The 23,300-nt window shown below is 63.3% G+C and carries 23 protein-coding genes; 10 read left to right on the forward strand and 13 right to left on the reverse strand.

Going from position 1 to position 23,300, the window contains the following annotated elements:
- Positions 1 to 54: 54 nt before the first annotated feature.
- Positions 55 to 297 carry a hypothetical protein gene (locus tag CK218_RS21730; protein ID WP_245299687.1) on the forward strand — a complete coding sequence of 81 codons (243 nt, stop codon included), beginning with the start codon at positions 55 to 57 and terminating at the stop codon, positions 295 to 297.
- Between the two features lie 79 nt (positions 298 to 376).
- Here CK218_RS21730 and CK218_RS21735 read toward each other — a convergent pair whose 3' ends face one another.
- The 7 genes from CK218_RS21735 to CK218_RS21765 form a co-directional block, all read right to left on the reverse strand.
- The gene (locus CK218_RS21735; RefSeq protein ID WP_066999662.1) at positions 377 to 1,354 is read right to left on the reverse strand and encodes a methyltetrahydrofolate cobalamin methyltransferase; all 978 of its coding nucleotides are present in this window, start codon (positions 1,352 to 1,354) and stop codon (positions 377 to 379) included.
- A gap of 138 nt (positions 1,355 to 1,492) precedes the next feature.
- Positions 1,493 to 2,587: a methylenetetrahydrofolate reductase gene (locus tag CK218_RS21740; RefSeq protein ID WP_095828844.1), complete on the reverse strand. Its 1,095-nt coding sequence runs from the start codon at positions 2,585 to 2,587 to the stop codon at positions 1,493 to 1,495.
- Positions 2,584 to 3,183, reverse strand: a complete 600-nt coding sequence (locus tag CK218_RS21745; RefSeq protein ID WP_066999668.1) for a methylenetetrahydrofolate reductase C-terminal domain-containing protein — start codon at positions 3,181 to 3,183, stop codon at positions 2,584 to 2,586. The genes CK218_RS21740 and CK218_RS21745 overlap by 4 nt, the downstream gene beginning before the upstream one ends.
- Entirely contained in the window at positions 3,176 to 3,478 is a 303-nt protein-coding gene (locus tag CK218_RS21750) for a virulence factor (RefSeq protein WP_066999671.1), read from the reverse strand. The genes CK218_RS21745 and CK218_RS21750 overlap by 8 nt, the downstream gene beginning before the upstream one ends.
- A 135-nt stretch (positions 3,479 to 3,613) precedes the next feature.
- Positions 3,614 to 4,396: a formyl transferase gene (locus tag CK218_RS21755; RefSeq protein ID WP_095828845.1), complete on the reverse strand. Its 783-nt coding sequence runs from the start codon at positions 4,394 to 4,396 to the stop codon at positions 3,614 to 3,616.
- A 105-nt stretch (positions 4,397 to 4,501) separates the two neighbouring features.
- Positions 4,502 to 5,077, reverse strand: a complete 576-nt coding sequence (locus tag CK218_RS21760; protein WP_095828846.1) for a DUF4893 domain-containing protein — start codon at positions 5,075 to 5,077, stop codon at positions 4,502 to 4,504.
- Positions 5,078 to 5,244: 167 nt separating this feature from the next.
- Positions 5,245 to 5,874, reverse strand: coding sequence for a DUF1638 domain-containing protein (locus tag CK218_RS21765; RefSeq protein ID WP_066999681.1), 630 nt, complete (start codon positions 5,872 to 5,874; stop codon positions 5,245 to 5,247).
- Positions 5,875 to 5,930: 56 nt separating this feature from the next.
- Here CK218_RS21765 and CK218_RS21770 point away from each other — a divergent pair, with 56 nt between their 5' ends.
- Positions 5,931 to 6,068, forward strand: a complete 138-nt coding sequence (locus CK218_RS21770; RefSeq protein ID WP_019858698.1) for an entericidin A/B family lipoprotein — start codon at positions 5,931 to 5,933, stop codon at positions 6,066 to 6,068.
- 86 nt (positions 6,069 to 6,154) lie between these two features.
- Here the strand turns inward: CK218_RS21770 and CK218_RS21775 are convergent, their stop codons facing one another.
- A complete protein-coding gene (locus CK218_RS21775; RefSeq protein ID WP_066999684.1) occupies positions 6,155 to 6,853 on the reverse strand; it encodes a B12-binding domain-containing protein in 699 nt (232 codons plus the stop codon).
- A gap of 281 nt (positions 6,854 to 7,134) precedes the next feature.
- On the opposite strand from CK218_RS21775, the gene CK218_RS21780 reads away from it, so the two are divergent.
- From CK218_RS21780 to CK218_RS21805, 6 genes are all read left to right on the forward strand, one after another.
- The gene (locus CK218_RS21780) at positions 7,135 to 8,709 is read left to right on the forward strand and encodes a trimethylamine methyltransferase family protein (protein ID WP_066999687.1); all 1,575 of its coding nucleotides are present in this window, start codon (positions 7,135 to 7,137) and stop codon (positions 8,707 to 8,709) included.
- 89 nt (positions 8,710 to 8,798) lie between these two features.
- A complete protein-coding gene (locus CK218_RS21785) occupies positions 8,799 to 9,488 on the forward strand; it encodes a hypothetical protein (RefSeq protein ID WP_095828847.1) in 690 nt (229 codons plus the stop codon).
- 104 nt (positions 9,489 to 9,592) lie between these two features.
- Positions 9,593 to 10,324, forward strand: coding sequence for a dienelactone hydrolase family protein (locus tag CK218_RS21790; protein WP_095828848.1), 732 nt, complete (start codon positions 9,593 to 9,595; stop codon positions 10,322 to 10,324).
- Between the two features lie 73 nt (positions 10,325 to 10,397).
- The gene (locus CK218_RS21795; protein WP_095828849.1) at positions 10,398 to 10,961 is read left to right on the forward strand and encodes an RNA polymerase sigma factor; all 564 of its coding nucleotides are present in this window, start codon (positions 10,398 to 10,400) and stop codon (positions 10,959 to 10,961) included.
- A 2-nt stretch (positions 10,962 to 10,963) separates the two neighbouring features.
- Positions 10,964 to 13,132: a VWA domain-containing protein gene (locus tag CK218_RS21800; protein ID WP_095828850.1), complete on the forward strand. Its 2,169-nt coding sequence runs from the start codon at positions 10,964 to 10,966 to the stop codon at positions 13,130 to 13,132.
- A gap of 14 nt (positions 13,133 to 13,146) precedes the next feature.
- On the forward strand, positions 13,147 to 13,548 hold the full coding sequence (locus CK218_RS21805) for a hypothetical protein (protein ID WP_245299688.1): 402 nt from the start codon (positions 13,147 to 13,149) through the stop codon (positions 13,546 to 13,548).
- Positions 13,549 to 13,560: 12 nt separating this feature from the next.
- Here the strand turns inward: CK218_RS21805 and bmt are convergent, their stop codons facing one another.
- Together bmt and CK218_RS21815 are read right to left on the reverse strand one after the other, a co-directional pair.
- A complete protein-coding gene (gene bmt, locus CK218_RS21810; RefSeq protein ID WP_066999705.1) occupies positions 13,561 to 14,577 on the reverse strand; it encodes a betaine--homocysteine S-methyltransferase in 1,017 nt (338 codons plus the stop codon).
- Positions 14,578 to 14,732: 155 nt separating this feature from the next.
- Positions 14,733 to 15,590: a helix-turn-helix transcriptional regulator gene (locus CK218_RS21815; protein WP_066999708.1), complete on the reverse strand. Its 858-nt coding sequence runs from the start codon at positions 15,588 to 15,590 to the stop codon at positions 14,733 to 14,735.
- Between the two features lie 228 nt (positions 15,591 to 15,818).
- On the opposite strand from CK218_RS21815, the gene CK218_RS21820 reads away from it, so the two are divergent.
- Positions 15,819 to 16,829: a fatty acid desaturase gene (locus tag CK218_RS21820; RefSeq protein WP_095828851.1), complete on the forward strand. Its 1,011-nt coding sequence runs from the start codon at positions 15,819 to 15,821 to the stop codon at positions 16,827 to 16,829.
- A 75-nt stretch (positions 16,830 to 16,904) separates the two neighbouring features.
- Positions 16,905 to 17,750: a PhnD/SsuA/transferrin family substrate-binding protein gene (locus CK218_RS21825; RefSeq protein WP_095828852.1), complete on the forward strand. Its 846-nt coding sequence runs from the start codon at positions 16,905 to 16,907 to the stop codon at positions 17,748 to 17,750.
- Here CK218_RS21825 and CK218_RS21830 read toward each other — a convergent pair.
- The 3 genes from CK218_RS21830 to CK218_RS21840 form a co-directional block, all read right to left on the reverse strand.
- On the reverse strand, positions 17,712 to 19,058 hold the full coding sequence (locus tag CK218_RS21830; RefSeq protein WP_095828853.1) for a Xaa-Pro peptidase family protein: 1,347 nt from the start codon (positions 19,056 to 19,058) through the stop codon (positions 17,712 to 17,714). The two genes, CK218_RS21825 and CK218_RS21830, sit on opposite strands and share 39 nt — an antisense overlap.
- Before the next feature lie 17 nt (positions 19,059 to 19,075).
- A complete protein-coding gene (locus CK218_RS21835; RefSeq protein WP_179294568.1) occupies positions 19,076 to 20,584 on the reverse strand; it encodes a glycosyltransferase family 39 protein in 1,509 nt (502 codons plus the stop codon).
- A 92-nt stretch (positions 20,585 to 20,676) separates the two neighbouring features.
- Complete coding sequence (locus CK218_RS21840) at positions 20,677 to 23,247, reverse strand: FAD-dependent oxidoreductase (protein WP_095828855.1); 2,571 nt, start codon at positions 23,245 to 23,247, stop codon at positions 20,677 to 20,679.
- Between the last annotated feature and the right edge of the window lie 53 nt (positions 23,248 to 23,300).

Here is a 23,300-nt window from a genome sequence, read left to right on the forward strand (position 1 = left end):
TTTAACGGATCGTTTTACTGTTGGGTGGAGTGTACGTTGGTCCAGGGGCCAAACATGTCGGATATTCTGCTGCCCGCCATCTTCACCGCTTTCACCATGGTGCGCGTGCTCAAAGGCCCATGGCTGCGCAATCCGCAATATCTGGCCTCCGGAATTCTCGGCGCGATCGTCGGAGCGCTCCTGCTCCACGCATTCTGGCCCGCCTACGACGATGATGTCATCGTCGGCGGCGGCACAGGCATCTTCGGATCCTGGGCTGGAATGGCGTTGTTCGACGCCATATTGGGCGTCGCCTGACCGCAAAGCAGACTTCTCCGACCGCATCGACGATGCGACCGGATCAGGGCTGTTTGCAATGCGGCTCACGATTGCGCGCTTACCCCCTGGCCATGCGGGCTTCACGACCGCCGCGGCGACGCCCGCCGACAGCGGCGGCGCCATCGCCAGGGGCGGTGACCGCGACCGGAGCCGCGACCGCATGGCCGCCTTCGAACGGCTTGTAGTCCTTGTAGGTGCGGATCCAGTTGGTGCAGTTCTCGTCGGTGCCGTTGAGCACGTTGGCGCCGCGCACGGCCTCCATCTCCTGCGGGCGGACCGGGTTCATGATGGCGCTCGTCATGCCGGCGCCGATCACCATCGGGATGAAGGCGGCGTTGATGCCGTGGCGATGCGGCAAGCCGAACGAGATGTTGGAAAGGCCGCAAGTGGTGTTGACCTTGAGTTCCTCGCGCAGCCGGCGCAGCAGTGCGAACACCTGGCGGCCGGCATCGCCCAGCGCGCCGATCGGCATCACCAGCGGATCGACGACGACGTCATGCGCGGGAATGCCGTGATCGGCGCAGCGCTCGACGATCTTCTTGGCGACCGCGAAGCGGACGTCCGGATCCATCGAGATGCCGGTCTCGTCATTGGAGATGGCGACGACCGGAACGTTGTATTTCTTGACCAGCGGCAGGATGGCTTCGAGCTTCTCTTCCTCGCCGGTGACGGAGTTGACCAGCGGGCGCCCCTTGGCGACCTTCAGCGCCGCCTCGATCGCGGCGGTCACCGAAGAGTCGATAGACAGCGGCAGATCGACCAGGTTCTGCACGATCTCCAGCGTCTGCACCAAAAGCGCCGGCTCGGTCGCATTGGGGTCGACGGCGGTGACGCCGGCATTGACGTCGAGCATGGTGGCGCCGCAGGCGGCCTGTTCCAGCGCATCCTTGATGACGGTCTCGAAGTTGCCGGCCACCATCTCGGCGGCCAGCTTCTTGCGGCCGGTCGGGTTGATGCGCTCGCCGATCACGCAGAAGGGCTGATCGAAGCCGATGACGATTTCTCGGGTCGCCGAGGCGACGATGGTGCGGGTCATGCAATCTCTCCGTCGGGATATAAAGAGTTCTTTATATCGTTATCTGGTCTTGTTCAAGCGGACGGGTGCCGGCCGCGCCTTGGACTTTAAGTTCATGTATGTCGCCCAAAACCGGTTCCCAATTTTGGGCGACATACATCAATGCGCGGTCTTCACCATGTCGACCTGGGTTTCGGTAATCTCGTCGTGCAGTATGTGGTCGAGCCGCTCCGCGACGATCTGATCGTCGCGGCGGATCTCCCGCTTCCAGGGTTGGCGGCCTTTCAGCACGCCGGATTCATCGACGATCTCGGCGACATACTCTTCCTGGCGGTAGGCCATCACATGGACGCCGGCGACGCCCGGAATTTCCTTCACCTCGTTGATGATGTCGATGCAGAGCTGCTTGCCTTCCTTCTTCTGGTCCTGCGCGCCTTCGAGCCGCTTGATCACCGCATCGGGGATATGGATGCCCGGCACGTTGGAGCGGATCCATTTGGCGGTCTTGGCAGAGGCGAGCGGCCCGACGCCGCACAGGATGAACACTTTTTCGGTGTGGCCGAGGTCGCGCGCCTTTTGCATGAAGGTTCGGAACATCGGCACATCGAAGCAGTATTGCGTCTGCACGAATTGCGCGCCGGCGGCGATCTTCTTGCCGAGATGGATGGGACGGAAATCGTAAGGCGGCGCGAAGGGGTTTACGGCAGCACCGAGGAAGATCTGCGGCGGCGTCGTCAGCTTGCGGCCGGACAGGAACTTGCCGTTGTCGCGCATGATGCGGATGGTTTCGAGCAGCGACATGGAATCGAGGTCGAAGACCGGCTTGGCGCCCGGCTGATCGCCGGCCTGCACGCCGTCGCCGGTGAGGCAGAGCATGTTGGCGACGCCCATTGCCGCCCCGCCCAGCACGTCGCCCTGAATGGCGATGCGGTTCTTGTCGCGGCAGGCGATCTGCATGATCGGGGCGTAGCCCATGCGGGTCAAAAGCGCGCAGATGCCGACCGACGACATGTGGCAGTTGGCGCCGGAGGCGTCGACCGCGTTGATGGCGTCGACCCAACCGTCGAAGATCTTGGCGCGGTTGTAGACGTCTTCCGGGTCGGCGCTGTCGGGCGGATTGAGCTCGGTCGTCACCGCGAACTCGCCGCGGCGCAGCACGCGCTCCAGCCGGCCGCGCGACGAATGGCCGGGCAGGGGATCGAGCGGCAGGTGAACGCCGGCCGGGTTCTCGTCGCGCTGGTGGCGGACGCTCATGCTGACGCTCCGGGGTTCTGCGGGTTCTGGGCGGCTTCACGCGCCGCAGCCGCCTGCGCGGTCACCCTGAGCCAGGCCGAGGTTTCGCGCAGCGACTGATCGACCGGCTTCTGCACGGTGAGGATCTTGTCGCCATGCTTCATGTTGCGGGAGCCTTCCCAGGCCTTGACCCAGACGCAGGGCATGTCCGGCTCGACCTCGCAATTGCCGTTGGCGCGCACGCCGCCGCACGGGCCGTTGCGCAGCTGCTTCGGGCAGTTCATCGGGCACGACATGCCGGTGGAGGAGAGCACGCACTGGCCGCACATGCGGCAGTCGAACATGAAGCCCTTGACGCGTTTCTCGACGAATTTCACCGGGGCTTCGACGCGGCCGTAGCCGATGCCCTTCCACAAAGGATGCAAGAGCAGGAAGACATCGGCGAACCTGCCATAAAACCATTCGAGCAGTCGCGAATGGCGGATGGACCACAACCTCACGGCAAAAGTGCGCTGAACGCGGCGTTGCGGCGACACGTCCGCGGGCTTGTAGTCGGATTTCGGCGCTGCCTTCTTGACCAGGGTGGCCTGGGTGACCGCCGGCTGCTTCTCAGACATTTTCTTTCCCGCCAGCCTTGACCAGAGCGACCAGCCGCTCGCGGTCATATTTCGTATCGAGTTCCTGGTAGGCCTTCTCAACCTCGGCTTCGATGTCGTCGCCGACCGGAACCGGATCGGCCTTACGCCATTCGGCGAGGTAATCGTCGGTGCCGCCGGCGCCGGTGCGCATGGCGCACATGTCGATCGCCTCGGTGAAGCGCAGCGGCAGCTCGCGCTTGGCGTTCTGCCGGCCTTTCTTGACGATGACCTGCGCAGGGATATCGCGCCAATAGACGACGATCAGATCGGCCATGAATTCTCAACTCCTCGATGTTGGGAGCATTGCCGCATGCGCCCTTGTGCCGCTTGTTATGGGACGACGCGCGCGCCTTCAAAAGCGACGCTGGCGATGACGCAAAGCGAGTGCTGAATTTCCGACGCCGGCAGATTACCAGACGCGCTTCGTCAGGCCGGTCCAGAGGTAGGACCAAATCGTCGGGTGAAACCACTGTTTCGAGGGCAGGCCGGGATCGATCGTCGTAAGTTTTCCCGCCAGCGCCTCGGCCACTGCCTCGACGCAGATGTCGCGGGAAAATGCCGCCTGCCGCAGCGCGTAGCTGGCAATGGTGTCGCCGCGTTTCGACGTGCCGCGCGCCTGCTTCAGCACTCCGCCGGTGTCGATGCCGGCATCGACCAGATGCACAGTGGTGCCGAAATTCACTCGATCGCCGGAAGCCAGCGCCCAGTAGCCGCCATTCATGCCACGATATTTCGGGGCAATGCCGGCGTGATAGTTGAGCACCGGGCAAGGCATCTTCGCGAGCGTATCCCTCGACAGCAGCCGGCAGCCGGCGAGGAGCACGACGCCCGGCCCGATCTTCTCGATCGCCTGAAGGCATTCCGGACCGTTGGCGGAAGGCACATGGATGATCGCCTGGTCAGGGCGAGGCTCTGACTCGAGCTTTTCCTCGGCAATCAGGCGTGCGGCATGGCCGGCAAAGAACCGCTTGCCAAGCCTGGTCAGCAGCATCGTGCCGAGCTGGCCGATGGCCGAGATCCAGCCCTGGCGGCGGGCGCGGCCAAGCAGCAAGCGCCTTTTTGATTCAGGGGTTTCGAGGATGACGCTGACAGGGCCGACGCGATCGGCGATGGCGTTGACGATTGCCCAGATATGCGGACCGCCTTCGGTGACGACCACAATCCGTCGCGGACTGGATTCCGACTTTGCCATGGCAAGCACCCGCTCTCAAAGTCGGGCGCATGCTAGGGCGAGCGGGTTAACCCTTGGTGAGACGCATGATCCTGGTCCGAAAAGTCTGCAACTTTTCGGGCTCAGTCAGCGCTTGAATTCCATGATGTCGAGCTTCGATTCATAATAGGGCGCGGGGAATTCGATGCGCCACTCGGTGGCACTGTTGCGGAAGGCATAGCCCACTTGGTCGCTTTCGGCGCCGCTGCCATAGGGCTTGGCCTTTTCGTCATTGACCGAAAACGAGCCGAGATAGATGGCCCGCTTCTCACCGTCGTCGAAGAACCGACCGGTGGTGCGCTGGGAGCCGCTGATCTTCTGCAGCCGCCAGCCCGAGCCGTCCTCGGTGACCTTGCATTTGAACCAGCCATAGATGACGAGCGGGCTCAAGCCGCCGGCCTTGATGGTGCGACATTTCCAGTTGCCGGTCAGATCCTTGTCGGAGAAAGCGACCAGCGGCTTCGCGAGCAGCGCATCGAGTTGCTTGACCTCAGCCGGATCGCCGGCCTTTGCCTCTTCGAGAGCCGCCTTGCGCGTTTCGCCATATTTGTCGAGCCGCGCCTTGTCGGCGGCGGTGATCAGCTTCTGCACCTCGCCATCGGCATAGGCCGGCAGGGCAAAGCCAATAAGGCAAAGGGCGGCAAGCAGCAGGCGAGGGATCATGGACGTTCCCCGAATCGGTGGCTGGAACAGCTGTTTGGTCTGCTGGGGCACAACTTACCCGTTCGCAGGCCGCTGTCATCCGGCTTAACAGCGGCGGCGAGGGGGCTTCGTCTGCAAGTCGATCGTCCGTTCCGCTGGCCGCCGTTTGAAGCAGCCCTGCGAGAGCCTCAAGCGTTGGCTGCCGCCCGTGCCAGTTCACCCGTGAGATCGCCATAGCCGGTCGAGCGGCGCTCGTAGGCGAGGTCGAGCATGGCGGCGGCTTTCTCGGCAACCTTGTCGAGTTCCGGATCGTCGGTTTGCGCGAGATAGATCAGCTTCTCGTAATTGCCGAAATAGTCCTTGATAAGCTCGGGATGCCTGTCGAGCCCGAGCGGCTTGATGAAGAAGGCGTCGAATTGGCGGCAGAGGAAGTCGGTCATGTAGAACGACATCATGTCGCCGTCGGCGACCTTCGCGTAGGCGTCCATGCCCTGGTAGAAGGCGAAGCAATGGGGGCCGGCCATGCGCTCCACGCCATGCTTCTCGATCACGCGGTCGAGCATGCCGCCGGTGCCGCAATCGGCATAGCCGACGAAGATGTGGTTGTAGCCTTCCGCCTTGGCCTTTTCGATGGCCTTGTCCATGGCCGGCGCGATGCGGTCCGGATAGAAGTGGAACTCGGCCGGCAGGCAGGTCAACTCAAGGTGATCGAGCTTTAGCTGTTGCTTGACGGCCAAAACTTCGCGCGCAATCATCCCGCAGGCGATGACGAGCAGCCTGTCTGTTTGATTCGGTTTCGTTTTTTGCGTTTTGACCATGAACCAGTCGAGCCGGTTTTCGCTGCGGGGCTAATTATCTGTTGAGGGAGACACCCATGAAACTGCTACGCATCGCGCCGATTGCCATCCTTGCCTGCGCGCTTGCACTCACCGCCTGCGCCAACACCATTCGAGGCGTCGGCAAGGACGTCAAATCGACGGCGAGGGCGGTCAAAGACACTGTCGCCAACTGATCGTTCAGCCTGATCATCATCATCTGGGAACAAAAAAGCCGCGCTGCAAGGCGCGGCTTTTTTCGATCCATCCTGATGCCCTGGGATCAGGCGGAAGCGCGAACGTTGTGCTTGCGCTTCATGAAATCCTTGGCGGTCTCGACCGCCACCGCGGCATCGCGGCAATAGGCGTCGGCGCCGACGGCCTTGCCGAATTCCTCGTTGAGCGGCGCACCGCCGACCAGCACGACGTAATCGTCGCGAATGCCCTTTTCCTTCATCGTGTCGATAACGACCTTCATATAGGGCATGGTCGTCGTGAGCAGCGCCGACATGCCGATGATGTCGGGCTGATGCTGCTCGATCGCTTCCAGATATTTCTCGACCGCGTTGTTGATGCCGAGGTCGATGACATCGAAGCCGGCGCCCTCCATCATCATGCCGACGAGGTTCTTGCCGATGTCGTGGATGTCGCCCTTGACGGTGCCGATCACCATCTTGCCCTGCTTGGGCGCGCCGGTGGCGGCAAGCAGCGGGCGCAGGATGGCCATGCCGGCCTTCATGGCGTTGGCCGAGAGCAGCACTTCCGGCACGAACAGGATGCCATCGCGGAAATCTTCGCCGACGATGCGCATGCCTTCGACCAGCGCCTCGGTCAGCACCGTGTAGGGCTGCCAGCCGCGCTCAAGAAGGATATGCGTGCCTTCCTCGATCTCTTCCTTCAGCCCGTCATAAAGGTCGTCATGCATCTGCTGCACGAGTTCCTCGTCGGAAAGCTCGGAAAGGATGATCTCGTCGTCGGACATTTTTTCCTCGGGCTCCTTGCTGCTCGGAATGCTTGCTGCAGCTCAAAAATCGATGCGCCAATACCTAACCCGCGAGGGCAAGGTAGCCATAGCTGATTTGCGACTTCCCGCAAAAGGAAAGCGACTGAAAAGTTGGCGGTTTTCTTGTCGATTTTGCGACAGGCGTTGGCGCTGGCGGGCCGTTTCCAATAGGGTGCATGGCTACGATCCGGAAAGAAGCGGCGGCGAACCGGCCGCGAGCCAATTCAGGCCCAAATCTAAAATCTATAGGAAGAACGATCATGAGCGATAACGCGGCAGTCGAGCAGGAAGCGTCGGGCGGACGACGCGGACGCGGCGCCAGCGGCGGCGCGGCGGCCAGGCGTGCGGCGCGCGCAGGCGGCGGTCCGGGCACCCAGCTCACCTATATCAAGCGCAAGATCAACGTCTACGAGGTCCTCGACGAGGAAGGCCTGGCGTTGATCGAGAAAAACACAGACACGGTGCTGGAAGAGATCGGCATCATCTTCCGCGACGACGCCGAGGCGCTCGCGCTGTGGAAAGAGGCCGGCGCCGATGTGAAAGGCGAGCGCGTGCATTTTCCCAAGGGGCTTTGCCGCTCGCTGCTCAAGACCGCGCCTTCGATCTACACCCAGCATGCGCGCAATCCGGAGCGTTCGGTGCAGATCGGGGGCAAGGGAACGGTGTTCGCGCCGGTCTACGGCCCGCCCTTCGTGCGCGACCTCGACGGCAACCGCCGCTACGCAACGCTTGAGGATTTCCAGAATTTCGTGAAGCTCGCCTATATGGCGCCGTCGATCCACCATTCGGGCGGCACGGTATGCGAGCCGGTCGACGTGCCGGTCAATAAGCGCCATCTGGACATGGTCTATTCGCATATCCGCTATTCGGACAAACCGTTCATGGGCTCGGTGACGGCGCCGGAGCGGGCCGAGGATACGGTGGCGATGGCCAAGATCGTGTTCGGCGAGGATTTCGTCGAGAACAACACGGTGCTGACCAGCCTGATCAACGCCAACTCGCCGATGGTGTTCGACGAGACCATGCTCGGCGCGCTGAAAGTCTATTCGCGCCACAACCAGGCCTGCATTGTCACGCCGTTCATCCTGGCCGGCGCGATGAGCCCGGTGACGGTTGCCGGAACGCTGACGCAGATCCTGGCCGAGGTGCTTGCCGGCGCCTCTTTCACGCAGCTGATCAGGCCCGGCGCGCCGGTGCTGTTCGGCACTTTCGCCTCGTCGATCTCGATGCAGTCGGGCGCGCCGACTTTCGGCACGCCGGAACCATCGCTGGTTTCCTATGGCGCAGCGCAGCTCGCGCGCCGGCTAGGCCTGCCGTTCCGCACCGGCGGCTCGCTCTGCGCCTCGAAGGTCCCGGATGCGCAGGCGGCCTATGAGAGCGCCAACACGCTGAACTCGACCATCCTTGCCGGCACCAACTTCGTGCTGCATTCGGCCGGCTGGCTCGAGGGCGGTCTCGCCTCCTGCTACGAGAAATTCATGATGGACATCGACCAGCTCGGCATGACGCAGAAATTCGCCGAGGGCGTCGACCTGTCGGAGAACGGCCAGGCGATGGACGCCATCCGCCAGGTCGGTCCGGGCAGCCACTATCTCGGCTGCGACCACACGCAGGCGAATTTCCAGACCGCCTTCTACCGCTCCAACATCGCCGACAACAATTCCTATGAGCAGTGGCTGGCCGAAGGCGAAAAGACAGCGCCGCAGCGCGCCAACGAGCTCGCCCGCCGCTGGCTGGAAAGCTACGAGGCACCGCATCTCGATCCGGCGATCGACGAGGCACTGAAGGATTTCATCGACAGGAAGAAGGCCTCGATGGCCGACGCCTTCACTTGAAAGGAGCCCGAGTCAGGCTGGGCTAAAGTCGCCAACATCATCCATAAGGAAGTCTGGCGGAGCGCGTTCTCCGACCCGGACAAGAAGGGATGACTTTTTCGCGCGGCACGATCGAAGGGACCGCGGCCGCGCTTGCCGCCGACGGCCTGATCCTTCGGGGCGGCTTTCGCTTCGCTAGTGATGAAGCCGTGCCTGCGGGGCTTTCAGGCGCGCCTGCGAAGTCCGCCCTCCTGGTCGGGCAGGCCGGCGCCGCACCCTGGCCGCACTTCCAGCGCTGGCTCGGGCAGCGGGCCAGCGGGATCGTCAACCCGCTCGACACCTGGTCGCGGGAGGTGATCGGCGCGGTGGCGCAAGCGTTCGGCGCTCGCGCCGTGTCGCCCTCCGACAGGCCCTATCTGCCGTTCCAGCAATGGGCGATGCGGGCGGAAGGGTTGAAGCCGTCGCCGCTCGGCATCCTCATGCATCCGCAGTATGGGTTGTGGCATGCCTATCGCGGCGCGCTGCTGTTCGAGGAAGAGATTTTCCTCCCCGAACCTCGAGAAGCGATTCATCTCTGCGACACATGCGTCGAAAAACCCTGCATGAATTCCTGTCCGGTCGATGCCTATTCCGAGCAGGGTTTTGCCCATGAAGCCTGTCTTGGGCATGTGCGCGGCCCCGGAGGCGGCCTGTGCCGCACGAGCGGCTGCCTCGACCGCAACGCATGTCCCTACGGGGCGGACTATCGCTATCCGCCAGAGGTGCAGGCCTTTCATATGGCGGCCTTTGCTCGGCTGTAAGATGAAGGCCAACCGCACGAAATCTTGAACGCCAGGCTCCGGGATTGTCTTGCCGGGCCGCTCCAGCCGGATATCTATCGCGCGGACAGACGACGGAGAGCAGCATGGCCAAGCAAGAGATCGAGATCGAAACCCGGGACGGGAAGGCCAAGGCCGGGCTGTTCCGACCGGCGGCGGCGGCCAGGGCCGGCGTTATCCTCTACATGGATATTTTCGGCCCGCGGCCGACGCTCGACCAGATGGCCGAACGCCTCGCAGGGCATGGCTATGCCGTGCTGGTGCCCGATCTGTTCTATCGCAGCGTGCCCTATGGACCGTTCGACCCTAAGACTGCGTTTGCTGAGGATAAGACCAGGGCTCAACTGACGGCGCTGAGCGGTGGCACCACGCAAGAGATGACCATCCGCGATAGCGTGGCCTTCGTCGATGCGCTCACTGCCGAAGGCCTAGACGGGCCGGTCGGCGTCGTCGGCTATTGCATGGGCGGCGCACGGGCTCTTAATGCCGCCGCGGCCTATCCCGACCGCATTGCTGCCGCCGCCAGCTTCCACGGCGGCAATCTGGCAAGCGACGCGCCCGACAGCCCGCACCGGAAGGCGGCGTCGATCAAGGCACGCATCTACGTCGGGGTCGCCGGCGTGGACCGCAGCTTTCCGCCGGAGCAATCGGCCCGGCTGGCAGAGGCGCTCAGGGTCGCCGAAGTCGACCACACGATCGAGAACTATGTCGGCGTCGGTCATGGCTGGTGCGTCAAGGACCACAGCGTCTATGACGAAGCGGGCGCCGAGCGCCATTGGAAGCGGCTCATCACGCTGTTCGCCGAAACCTTGGGGTAGGGTGCGGAGGCTGCCGCAAAAAAATCTTTCCATCGCCCCAAGGAATCGCCATTAGCCTTCGTCCAACAGGCAAATGACGGCGATGATGCTGGACGACAGCGAAGCCTCCGATGCCGAATTGATCGGGCGGGCGAGGGGCGGAGACCGGGGGGCTTTCGGCAAACTGCTCGAAAGGCACTATGGCTTCGTCTATCGCGCCGCCTATCGCTGGTGCGGCCGCAAGGCCGATGCCGAAGATATCGCCCAGGATGTCTGCGTGCGGCTCGGCCGGGCAATCCGCGACTATCAGGGCAATGGCGCGTTCACGACCTGGCTCTACGCCATGACACTGAACGCTTCGCGCGACATGATTCGCAAGCGCGCCCGCGACAGCGCGAAGACCGAGGCCTTCGGCACGTATGCGCTGATCGCGGGGGAGGGCTCGGCGGGAGCCCAGGACCCGGCCGAGGCGCTGTGGGCGGCGGTGCGCATGCTGCCGGACAAGCAGCGCGACGCGGTGCTGCTCGTCTATGGCGAAGGGTTGAGCCACGCGGCTGCGGCCGAGATGATGGCGATCTCGGAGGCGACGGTTTCCTGGCACATCCATGAAGCGAAGAAACGGCTGAAGCTGCTCATGCGCTCAGCCGGGGAAGTGTGACCATGGTCGACGACAACGAACTCGAAAGGCTGCGCAATCTGGCAGTTCCGGCGCCGGACAGCGAAGCGCAAACGCGTGCGTTGGCCGCCGCGATGCAGGCCTTCGACTTGAACGAAAAAATTTCGACCGCCCCCCAAGGATCGCCGGCAGGTCTTCGTCTCACGGAGCGAGCACAAAGGCTCTGGAGAGAGATCATGCAACGGAAACTCATTGCCACCCCGGCCCTGACCGCGCTGGTCGCGCTGCCTATCGCCGGCTATGCCGCTTTTGAGATGCTGAGGGAGCAGCCGCCCGTTATTTCAAACGGGAAGGTCACCGAAACGGTGGCCGACAAGCCGGTTGCGCAGAAGCCGATACCGAACCAGCCCGCGATCAGCGAGCCGCTGGCGGCCGCGCCTGCCAAGGAGAAGAAGACCGGCGCCGACAGCGAGAGGCGTGTCGAAGACGAGGCGCAGGTCGCACCGGCATCGCCGCCGAAAACTGAATTGAGCCGATCCGATGATCGGACCAGGCAGGAATACGGGGCGTTGAAGGACTTTGCCAAGCAAGTACCACAGGCGCTGCCTGCGCCGCCGCCTGCACCTGCGGAGGTTGACCAGCTGGCCGCCGGCGGACGCGCGGATGCCCAGGCGCCGGCAACCGCCATGCAGCCTGCAGAGATGCCGGCTGGCGCCGTCGCTGGTTCCAGGCCGATGGTTCAGCCGGCGCCCATGCCGGCCGATCAAATGCAGCCGCAAGAGCAAAACCGCGACCGCATCGAGACCTTCAAGACCAATCCGGTTCACCAAGCCGCCCAGGATCCGGTGTCGACCTTCTCGATCGATGTCGACACGGCGTCCTATTCCTTCGTCCGCCGCTCGCTGAAGGAAGGTATTCTGCCCGACCCAGGTACGGTGCGGGTCGAAGAGATGATCAACTACTTCCCCTATGACTGGAAGGGGCCGGACTCGGCCGCGACGCCGTTCAATTCGACCGTCACCGTCATGCCGACGCCCTGGAACGAGCGCACCAAGCTGATGCATGTTGCGATCAAGGGTTTTGACGTGAAGCCGGTCGAGGCGCCGAAGGCCAACCTGGTGTTCCTGATCGACGTTTCGGGTTCGATGGACGAGCCGGACAAGCTGCCGCTGTTGAAGTCGGCGTTCCGGTTGCTGGTCAGCAAGCTCAAGGCCGACGACACCGTCTCCATCGTCACCTATGCCGGCAATGCCGGCACGGTGCTGATGCCGACAAAGGCCGCGGAAAGGCAGAAGATTCTTGCGGCGATAGACAATCTGGAGCCAGGCGGTTCGACCGCCGGCGAGGCAGGCATCAAGGAAGCCTACAAACTTGCGCAGCAATCCTTCGTCAAGGACGGCATCAACCGCGTGATGCTTGCCACCGACGGCGATTTCAACGTCGGCCAGACCGATGACGACGAACTCAAACGGTTGATCGAGAAGGAGCGCAAGACCGGCGTGTTTCTCTCGGTGTTCGGCTTCGGCCGCGGCAACCTCAACGACCAGATGATGCAGACCATCGCCCAGAACGGCAATGGCACGGCCGCCTATATCGACACGCTTGCCGAGGCCGAGAAGGTGCTGGTCGAGGACGCGTCCTCGACGCTGTTCACCATTGCCAAGGACGTGAAAATCCAAGTCGAGTTCAACCCGGCCAAGGTCTCGGAATACCGCCTGGTCGGCTATGAGACGCGGGCGCTCAAGCGCGAGGATTTCAACAATGACCGCGTCGACGCCGGCGATATCGGTTCCGGCCATTCGGTGAATGCGATCTACGAGGTCACGCCTAAGGGAAGCGGCGCCGAGCAGGTCGATCCGTTGCGCTATGGCGAGGCGAAGGTCGACAATGGCGGCGTTGCCAATGCGGGCGAATATGCCTTCGTAAAAATCCGCTACAAGCTGCCGAACGAGAATGTCTCGAAACTGATCACGACACCGGTGACCGCGGCCAACGAGGTGCCGTCCTTCGATGAAGCCGGCGTCGACCAGCGCTTTTCGGTCGCGGTCGCGGCTTTCGGGCAGAAGCTGCGCGACGCGGATCAGACGGCGAATTTCGGCTACGACCGGATCCTGGAGATCGCCAACGCCGCGCGCGGCGCTGATCCGTTCGGCTACAGGGCGGAATTCCTGTCGCTGGTGCGGCTAGCCTCGTCGCTGGGCACCAACAGATAGGGCGGGTGCCATCCATGGAACAAAAAGCCGGCGGAGGACCTGCCGGCTTTTGCCGATCGTTAAATTGCGCGGCTTTTCCGGAACTTGATCGCAATGCCCTCCTGTTAGTCAAAGCTGATAGAAGTGAGGGGCTGGAATTGCATATCACCGGGAACGTGACGCCGACTGCGGGCAATCTTCAGACGCGAGCACCGTCCGCTCCGTCGGCGGAATCCGCGCGGATCAGGAATAATGTCGATGCGGCCCGCGACACGGCGCTCTCTGCGCTCAACAACGACCGCTTTCGCGTGATGCTGGAACAGATCAGCGACCCGCGCGCGTCCGGCGCGTTGATGACGATGGGCGCCGACGGCAAGAACAGCGCCGCCACCGATCTCGGTACGGCGCTGTCGCGCTACGCTGAAAACAGCGAATAGAGCAGGCCGACTTCAGGCGCGGCTGCGCCGGCGTTCGCGACGGCCTTCGCCTGCCTCGGCAGCGCTCGCTATCTTGTTGCGCATCGGCCCGATGCGCTCGACGATGGACTCGACTGTCGGACGCGCCGACTTGGTGTGCGCGTCGAGCGCCTTGCGCATCGCGGCAAGGTGAGCGAACGAGGTGCCGCAGCAGCCGCCGACGATCTTGGCGCCGGCATCGACTGCCAGCCGGACATAGTCGGCCATCAGTTCCGGCGTGCCGGAATAGTGGATCTCGCTGCCGCGGAATTCCGGAATGCCGCAATTGCCCTTGACGATCACGGTGGCTTCCGGCTTCGCGTCGGTCATGTCGAGCAGCGAGGCCAGGATGTCGGCTGCGCCGACGCCGCAATTGGCGCCCACCCCAAGCGGAGCCTGCGATAGTCCGTCCGCAACGCCGTGGATATCCTTGGGCAACAGCCCCATCATGGTGCGGCCGGCCGTATCGAAGGAACCGGTATAGGTGTAGGGCAGGCCGACACGGATCGCGGCTTCGGCCGCGGCGCGGATCTCATCCGGCGCCGACATGGTCTCGATCCAGGCGACTTCGGCTCCGCCGGCCTTCAAGCCCTCGATCTGCTCGGCGAAGGCATCCACCGCTTCCTCATAGGACATAGCGCCGAGCGGCACCAAAAGCTCGCCGGTCGGGCCGACGGAGCCGGCAACGATCACCTTGCGGCCTGCCTTGTCGGACACCGAACGGGCGATTTCGGCGGCGCGCTTGTTCAAGTCATGCACGCGGTCCTGAGCGTGATGCAGCTTCAGCCGATGACGGGTGCCGCCGAAGGAATTGGTCAGGATGATGTCAGCGCCGGCATCGACGAAATTCTGATGCAGCGCGGCGATGGTGTCGGGCGCCGTCTCGTTGAGCAGCTCGGGGGCTTCGCCGGCCTCAAGTCCCATCGCGAATAAATTGGTGCCGGTGGCGCCGTCGGCCAGCAGCACGCCTTTTTCGGCAAGCAATGCGTCGATCGGATTGGTGGCGGTCATGGCTCTGGCTTTCGCATCTTGAATTCAAATAACGATATAAAGAAGTCTTTATATCTAGTCAATGAATTTGCGCCCCCGCTCTTGCATGAGTTTCCTAAAACGGACGGGTCGGCCAGGTTGGTCGCCGCATGCCAGCATGGCGATGATGGTCACGTTCAGACAGAGCCTGAGGGGAAAGAGATGCCGGCCAGCTTCTGCGTGAAGCTCGCCGCCTCATGCGCGTTGATGTCGGCGGCTCGGATCAGATTGTCGAAGTGGCTGGTCAGGGTACGGACCGGCTGGGTGGCGTTCAGCACCAGATACATGTCGCCGACATAGATTGCGGCGCGGTACGGCCCGAAGATCGTATAAGGGATCGAATAGCGCATGCGGCCGTCATAGAGGAACAGGCGGAAGGTCGGGTAAAGGTCGTCGAGGAGCGTTGCCATGTGCAGCAATTGCCGGCGGCGCTCGGCTTCCGGGAACCGGTCCCAGACGCCGAGCCCGCGTGCGAAAATCTCCAGCGTATGGCGCGGCATGCAGACCTCCATGTCGGTCTCGGGCCGCCTGTTGTAGTCGATGCGGTATTGCGTTTCGCCGGCCTGCGCCTCGCGGCTCTTGTTGGTAATGCCGGCCTCGTATTCGACAAGGGCCTCGGTGCGCAGGAGGTCCGGAATGCCCGCCGGCACGTAGCGGATCTTGGTGCCGACCGCCTCGGCGTGCCATTTGGCAAGTAGCGTGCGGTCAAAGCCGTCCGGCGCCTCCTCGATCTCGAGGCTTTCGCGAATCTCGCCGGTGACGCCTTCGTCCTGGCTAAGGCCCAGCAGCCAGTCGAGCGATACCTTGAACTCGGCGGCAATGTTGAGAAGCGTCTCGGCGCGGGGCAGGCGCGTCGAGGCGCCCGACAGGAGTTGCGACAGCGCCGAACGATCGATGCCGACGGCGCTCGCGAAGGCCGACTGGTTCAAGTCCGAGCGTGTCAAGAGCAATTTCAGGCGCTCTCGGAAGACCGTCGACAGATCACGCTTGTCCATCACGCCGCGCCTTTCCAATGGAGGAAAAATTTGCGCCCAGGCCTGCTGGCTAGGTGCTCAGGCGCAAATAAATCTCCAAATCTGTTTACAATATATAACATCTGCAGCCAAAAATGCGCATTCGCAACAGATTGTTCACTTTGTCGCGTTGCGACAACGACAGGCTCCTGACACAATGCTGTCAGGAATCAAAGTGGTTCCGGCGACTGGAAGGCAGTGGTCGATAGCATGACTGGCATACGCAAGAGACATAGCAGCACACCGGCCGTGGAATGGCCGACAGTATTCCTCACACTGTTCTGTTATGGCGCCTGGCTTGCCACCGGCTTCCTGCTTTGGCCTTCCTATCCGCTGCTGGCCCTTGTCGCCTTGGCCTTGATACTGGCCCTGCAATCCTCGCTGATGCACGAAGTGCTGCATGGCCATCCGACCCGCAACGCCAGCATCAACGAAGCCTTCGTCGTCCTGCCGATCGGGCTGGTCTGGCCGTTCCGCCGATTCAAGGCGATCCATCTTCGCCACCACGCCGACGAGCGGCTGACCGACCCGCTCGACGATCCGGAAAGCTATTACCAGGCGCTCTGGATGCATGAGGAAATGCCGCCGGCGATGAAGTTCCTGCTCAAGATCAACAACACAATGGTCGGCCGCTTCGTTCTCGGACCTTGGCTGTCGTCGATCGGCTTCTTCCTCGACGACGCCAGACAGATGGCCGCCGGCGACAAGGCGATCCGCAAAGCCTGGCTGCTGCATGCTATCGGACTTGCAGTGGTCGTGCCGATCGTGACCTTCGGCTTCGGCATCCCGCTCTGGCTCTACATACTGGGGCCGGTGTGGCTCGGCCAGTCCCTGATTTCGGTGCGCACTTATGCCGAGCATCAGTGGTCGGAACATCCGGAGGGCCGCACGATCATCGTCGAGCGGTCGCCGCTCTCCTTCCTGTTCCTCAACAACAACCTGCATTTCGTGCACCACAAGAGCCCGACGGTCGCCTGGTACAGACTGCCGAAGATGTTTCGCGATCGCCGCGAAGAATGGCTGCGGATGAACAACGGCTACGTCTATCCGAATTATTTCGCGCTGATCAAATCATTTGCCTTCAAGGCCAAGGAGCCGGTGGTGCATCCGGTGCTGCGCCGCGCGCCCGAACCCGGCCGCGCCTTCAAACCGCGTATCAGAGCGCGTAATGTGAGTGGACTTGGCACGGCTCCGGTGCCGGCTGAGCCGCCCAAAGAGTAATTTCGAACTTTCGCGACTGCTTTATCGCCGCGGAATTCAGGCGCCGATGACCGCCTGTTTTGAAAGCTGTTCGTCATGAGCAAGTTGATTGCGGCTCTGCCGATGTATGACTGGCCGGAAGTTCGTGGCGAGATCGACGCGCAATGGGCGCAGCTCCGCGACGCTTTTCGACGGAGGGGTATCGACGCGCCGGAAAGAATGGCGCGCAGCAATCGCGACCTGCCGCCGGTGTCCGGCGGCATCCAAGACGGCGCCGGAAAGCTGATAGCGCCCGACCCCGCGACATTGCCCCCGGATGAGTTCGATTTTCACCAGCTCTGGCTGAGCCCGGCGCTGCTTTTCGGACAGACCTGCTGGGGGCCGATGGAGCTCGGCCTTGCCAGGCATGTGCAGGTGGTCGCTCAGCCAAGCTATGACGCGTTCGAGGGCGGGCAGGGCGAGCTCTATTCCAGCGCGCTGGTGATGCCGGCTGATGGCGGGCGGTCGGTTGGCTCGCCCGAGGATGGCAAGGCTGTCATCCCGCTCGATCTCATCCGCGGCAAGCGCTTCATCTTCAACAATCCGGATTCGATGTCCGGGCTGCTCGGGCTGACGCGCGACCTGGAGGCGATCGGCGAAAGTCTGGGCGTCTTCGCCTCGTGCGGCGAAAGCGGCGGCCATCGGTCGTCGATCGTCGCCATCGCCGAGGGCAGGGCCGATATCGCCGCCATCGACTGCCAGAGCTGGGCATTGGCGCAGCGATTCGAGCCGGCGGCGCGGCGCATGAAAGTCGTCGGCTGGACGACTAGGCGGAAGGGATTGCCATTTATTTCGGCCAGGGCCACATCGGCGGACGTCGTTGCGTCCATGCGCGAGGCCATCGCCGAGTTTGGCTTGGACGGGTCAGCTGCCAAGCAGCTTTTCGTCGAGCGGGTAGGCTGAGAGTTTTTCGTTGCCGGTCTCGGTGATGAGGATCTGCTCCTCGATCTTGACGCCCTCGCGGCCGCCGAGCCTGCCGATATAGCTTTCCACGCACAGCACCATGCCGGGTTCCAGGACGCCATCCGGCGTGTCGTCCGTCCAGTCGCTGGCATGCGGCAGGGTCGGATATTCGTCCGCCAGACCGACGCCGTGGTAGAGCACGCCGTAGCGCGCCGGGAAGCAGTCTCCAGGCGGCACGGCGGAGCGTTCGACGAGATCGCGGAAGGAAATGCCCGGCCGCATCAATGCCGTGTTGTGGGCGATCTGGTCGGCGGCGATGCGGAACAGGTCACGCTGCTCGTCGGACGGCCGGCCATCGCCGCAGAGCCAGGTGCGCGAGAGGTCGGCGCAAAATCCATAGGGACCGATGAGGTCGGTGTCGAAGGCGACGAGATCGCCGTCCTCGACGATGCGCGACGAGCATTCCTGGAACCAGGGGTTGGTGCGCGGCCCGGACGACAGAAGCCGGGTCTCGATCCATTCGCCGCCGCGCGCGATGTTGCCGCGATGCAGTTCCGCCCAGAGTTCGTTCTCGGAAATGCCCGGCTTCAGCGCCGCTTCCATCTCGCCCATCGCCGCCTCGCAGGCGACAATGGCGCGGCGCATGGCGAGGATCTCGTCGGGCGACTTTATGAGGCGCGCATTCTCCATCACCGCCTCGCCATTGCCGACCGTGATGCCGCGGCGGGCAAGCTCTTCGACGCCTTCCGGGTTGATGTGGTCGACGGCGATCCGCCGATTGCCGCCGCCGTGCTCGGCAAGGAGCTCGGCGATGCCGGCTGCCCAGCGGCGGACCTTCTTGTCGGTCAGCTCGCCGCTATAAAGGTACATCCACGACACCGCCGGCCGCACCTCGTCGACGACGCCGGCGTGATCCGACAAATGCTCGCAGGAGAAATAGTCGAACAGCACCACAGGACCTTCTGTGGCGACGAAACAGTGGCGGGTCGGATTGTGCGCGACCCAGAGCTGCATGTTGGTCGAATCCGTCGCGTAGCGGATGTTGACCGGGTCGTAGAGCAGGGCGCCGGCATAGTCGCGGCGCCTGAGTTCGGCGCGGATGCGCTCGAGCCGATAGGTTCGCATGGCAGGCAGGTCGGGAGCGGCAATGCCTGCCGCCGCCCATTCGGCTTCGGCTACCGCGCCATAGCCCAGAGCGTGCTGGTTGAGCGCGCCAGCCTTCTCGCGGGAGGCGGCGCGGAGCGCCTCGACGGAACCGGGTTCGAACGGCATGATCTTGCGGTGGCGGCCGAAACGTTGTGTGTCCATGCGGTCCCCCTGTCTGTCTATTGCGGCTTCATCTTGTGCAGCCTGGTGATCGTGACCTGGCGCGGTGCGCTCCCCAACTGCGGCACCGCGATGCGCCGATGGACGGTATCCATCACATAGCCGGCCTCGGTGATCCTTTTGAAGATGACGGAGGCCGGTTCCTCGTCATCCGCGAGCACAAGCACCGCGGGCTCGCGGATCGATCTGACGAAATCGGGTATCTCGTCGTCGAGCACGATGAGATCGGGATCGACGAGGCGGAGATTGCCGATCCAGAACCAACTCGAGACCACAGTGCCGACCGGACCGTCGGCTGTCAGCTGACGATGGAGCGAAGCGTAGTCCATGCGCACGATGCTGCCGCGGTTATCGCCGCCGTGGACCTGCATGTACCAGCTTACCGGAAGCACGAGGATGGCCATCACGGCGCCGACGAAGACGATTGTCGCCTGCGTCTTCCTGCCCCTTTCCCCCATCGCGCCCAGCCGCATGGCAATGGCGACCGGCAACAGCACGAATACGGGCAGCATCCAGCGATCGCGAAACTGTGTGATGCCGCCCGCCAGCACCACCACGAGCGTGATCAGCAAGGCGAAGGCTATCGCCCGCCAGACCAGCGTCTCTGGCCACGGTGCGGCCTCGGGCGGTGGAGCGGATTGCTTGCGCGCCAGGAAAAACGCGACGGCAAAGATCGTGGCCGGCAGCCCGGCGAAATTGAGCATCGCATTGCCTAAGCCGCGGATGCCGCGAGACAGGGTCTTTGCCGCGCTGCCCCCTTCGGCGACGCCCAGGCCACCGCTGTGCGCCAGCAGGTCTCCGAGATGCGTGAGGCTCCAGTAGAATGTGGGGAGGCAGGCAAGGATCGCCACAACCACACTGATCAGGAAACGGCGATCGAAGATCGCCTCACGTGTTTCGCGGACGGACAGCGCCGCAAGGAACAGCGCAGCGAGAAAGATCACCTCATTGTATTTCGACAGCATTGCGGCGGCCGTCGCCAAGCCAAGCAGCACATACGCGGTAGTCGAGCGCCGTTTCTGCAACTCGGCGACTGCCAGGAGCAGCAGCGATGAAAAGCAAAAAACCGCGACCGAGTGGGTGAGGGCATGCTGCATCTCCCATACGATCTGTGGAAACAGCAGCAGGCCGAACATGGCGGTGGTCGCCGCGCGGGCTGAATAGCCCAGGCGGCGCACTGTGGCGAAGGACGCGACCAATCCACCGGCCAGCAGCGTGTATTTGACGATCTTGAGCGCGAGAATGCTGGTTCCAACCAGCGAGGCCGTGAGGATGCCGAACCAGGTGTATAAAGGCGGCTGCGAGCCGCCATAGCCGGCCGCGAGGAAGCGCATCGCCATCAACTGTTCGGAGTCGTCGACGCCGACGCCGGTGCCCACGAAATGGGACGAAAGCGGCATCACCACGATCTGGACCAGGCAATAGGCAAGTGCAAACGCGATTGCGGCACTGAAAGGGCCGACCCGTTCATCGCAGAGCCAGTCGGTCCATTTCTCCAGCTGCCGCAAGGGTCGTCTTCTCATCTGATGCGTTGGTGGCCGGTTGCTATATAGCCGGCCACCAACACGATCCGAAAGCGGTACATTACGGCTTCCTGGAATCAGGTGCGCATCTTCTCGCCGCTCGGGTCGAAGGGCGGCTCGACGTTGATGTGGGCCGGGCGGCGGTGGCCGAGGATCTCGATTTCGAACAGGCCGGCGCTCTCGTCCTCGGCAAGGGCCGCCGGCACATAGCCCTGGGCCATCGACTTTTGCACGTAATGCGCATAGCCGCCCGAGGTCACCCAGCCGACAACGCGCCACTCGCCATCGACGATGCCGCGCTCGGCCGAAGCGCCTTCGGCGGCTTCGGAGCCGCGCACTTCCTTGCCCGTCTCGTCGAAGCGCGGCGCGCCGTAGCCATGCGGCTTCTCCACCGTGCCGTAATCCTTGCTGACCTTGGCCCAGATCGGCTCGTCGCCCATCACGTCGGCGTCGGCAGCATCGACGATGAAGGAGACGCGGCGCAGCTTCGGCCCTTGCGCCTGCTCCCTGGCAGCCGCCTCGCGGCCAATGAAGTCGTTCTTCTCCAGCTTGATGAAGCGGTCCATCGAGCCTTCGAACGGCCCGTAGATCGGACGCAACTCGCGGAACCAGGTTGGGAAGTTCTTTTCGAGACGCATCGACAGCAGCGCGCGCATGCCGAAATCGACGAGGCCGAATTCCTCGCCTGCTTCCTTGATCGCCTTGTAGACGAGGCGCTGATAGGCGGGGGCCATCCAGATCTCGTAGCCGAGGTCGCCGGTATAGGTGATGCGGTTGACCATGCAGGGCGCGCCGCCGACCGCCATCTCGCGGAAGTCCATGAAGCGGAAGGCCTTGGTCGAGACGTCGACGTCCACAAGTTTCTGCAGCAAATTCCGCGCGCTCGGTCCGGCGATCGACAAGCCGACCAGTGTCTGGTCGAAGCGGTGGATGCGCACAGAACCATCCTTGGGCAGGTGCTTCTCGAACCAGCGCATATGGTATTTCTGCGCGGCCGAAGAGCCCCAGATCATGAAACGGTCCTCACCGGTCTTGGCGATGGTGAAGTCGCCGATCAGCCTGCCGAACTCGTTGACCATCGGGGTGAGCACAATGCGGCCGGTCTTCGGCATCCGGTTGGTCATCAGCCGGTTGAGGAAATCCTCGGCGCCCGGCCCAGAAACTTCGTACTTGGCAAAGTTGGCGATCTCGGTGACGCCGACCCGTTCGCGCGTCGCGCGAACTTCCTCGCCGATCGGGCCGAAATCGTTCGAGCGGTGGAAGGAGACGATGTCCTTTGGCTCGGTGCCCTTGGGCGCGAACCAGAGCGGGGTTTCCAGTCCCCACGAGTCGCCCATGACCGCATTGTTGGCGAGCATCGTGTCGTAGAGCGGCGTCGTCTGCGCCGGCCGGGCGGCCGGCAGTTCCTCGTTCGGGAAGCGGATCGAGAAGCGCCGCGAATAATTCTCGCGCACCTTGGCGTTGGTGTAGCGCAGCGTCGCCCATTCGCCGAAGCGGGCGACATCCATGCCCCAGACGTCGAAGCCTGGATCGCCGTGCACCATCCAGTTGGACAGCGCCAGGCCGACGCCGCCGCCCTGGCTGAAGCCGGCCATGACGGCGCAGGCGCACCAGAAGTTGGTCAGGCCCTGGACTGGGCCGACCAGCGGGTTGCCGTCGAGCGCGAAGGTGAAGGGGCCGTTGATGATCTGCTTGATGCCGGCCTTCTCGATGCCGGGGAAATGCTTGAAGCCGATCTCCAGCGACGGCGCGATGCGATCGATGTCGGGTGGCAAGAGTTCATGCCCGAAATCCCAGGGCGTGTTGACCGGCGACCACGGCTTGCAGGCTTTTTCATAGGTGCCGAGCAGGATGCCGTTGCGCTCCTGGCGGGTGTAGATCTCGCCCTTGAAGTCAAGCACGCCGATCATCTCGCGGCCGGTAGATCTGTTGAATTCCTCGACCTCTGGCATCGGCTCGGTGAGCAGGTACATGTGCTCCATCGCCAGCACCGGCAGCTCGACGCCGACCATGCGGCCGATCTCGCGCGCCCACAGCCCGCCGCAATTGACGACATGCTCGGCTTTCACGGTGCCTTGCTCGGTGACGACGTTCCAGGTGCCGTCGGCTTCTTGCGTCAGCTCGACGACGCGGTTGCGCAGCACGATCTCGGCGCCGAGTTTTCGCGCGGCCCTGGCGTAGGCGTGGGTCGTGCCGGAGGGGTCGAGATGGCCTTCGACCGGATCCCACATGGCGCCGACGAAATTCTTCTCGTCCATCAGCGGGAACATCGCCTTGGCTTCTGACGGCGTGATCAGCTCGGTATCCATGCCGAGATAGCGGCCCTTGGCGTGGGCGAGCCGCAGGAAGTCCATGCGCTCGGGCGTGTCGGCCATCATCACGCCGCCGGTCAGATGCAGCGAGCAGGACTGGCCGGAAAGCTCCTCGATCTCCTTGTAGAGCTGGACCGTATAGGCCTGCAGCTTGGCGACGTTCGGGTCGCCGTTCAGCGTGTGGAAGCCGCCCGCCGCGTGCCAGGACGAGCCGGAGGTCAGCTCCGAACGCTCGATCAACATGATGTCGGTCCAGCCGGCCTTGGCGAGGTGGTAGAGCACCGAGCAGCCGACGACACCGCCGCCGATGACAACCGCTTTAACGTGGGATTTCATGAAGATAGGTCCGTTTTTGCAGAGACTGAATCGAGTGAGCGGGGCGTGAAAGA

It is taken from the genome of Mesorhizobium sp. WSM3879, assembly GCF_002294915.1.
Lineage (GTDB): Bacteria > Pseudomonadota > Alphaproteobacteria > Rhizobiales > Rhizobiaceae > Mesorhizobium.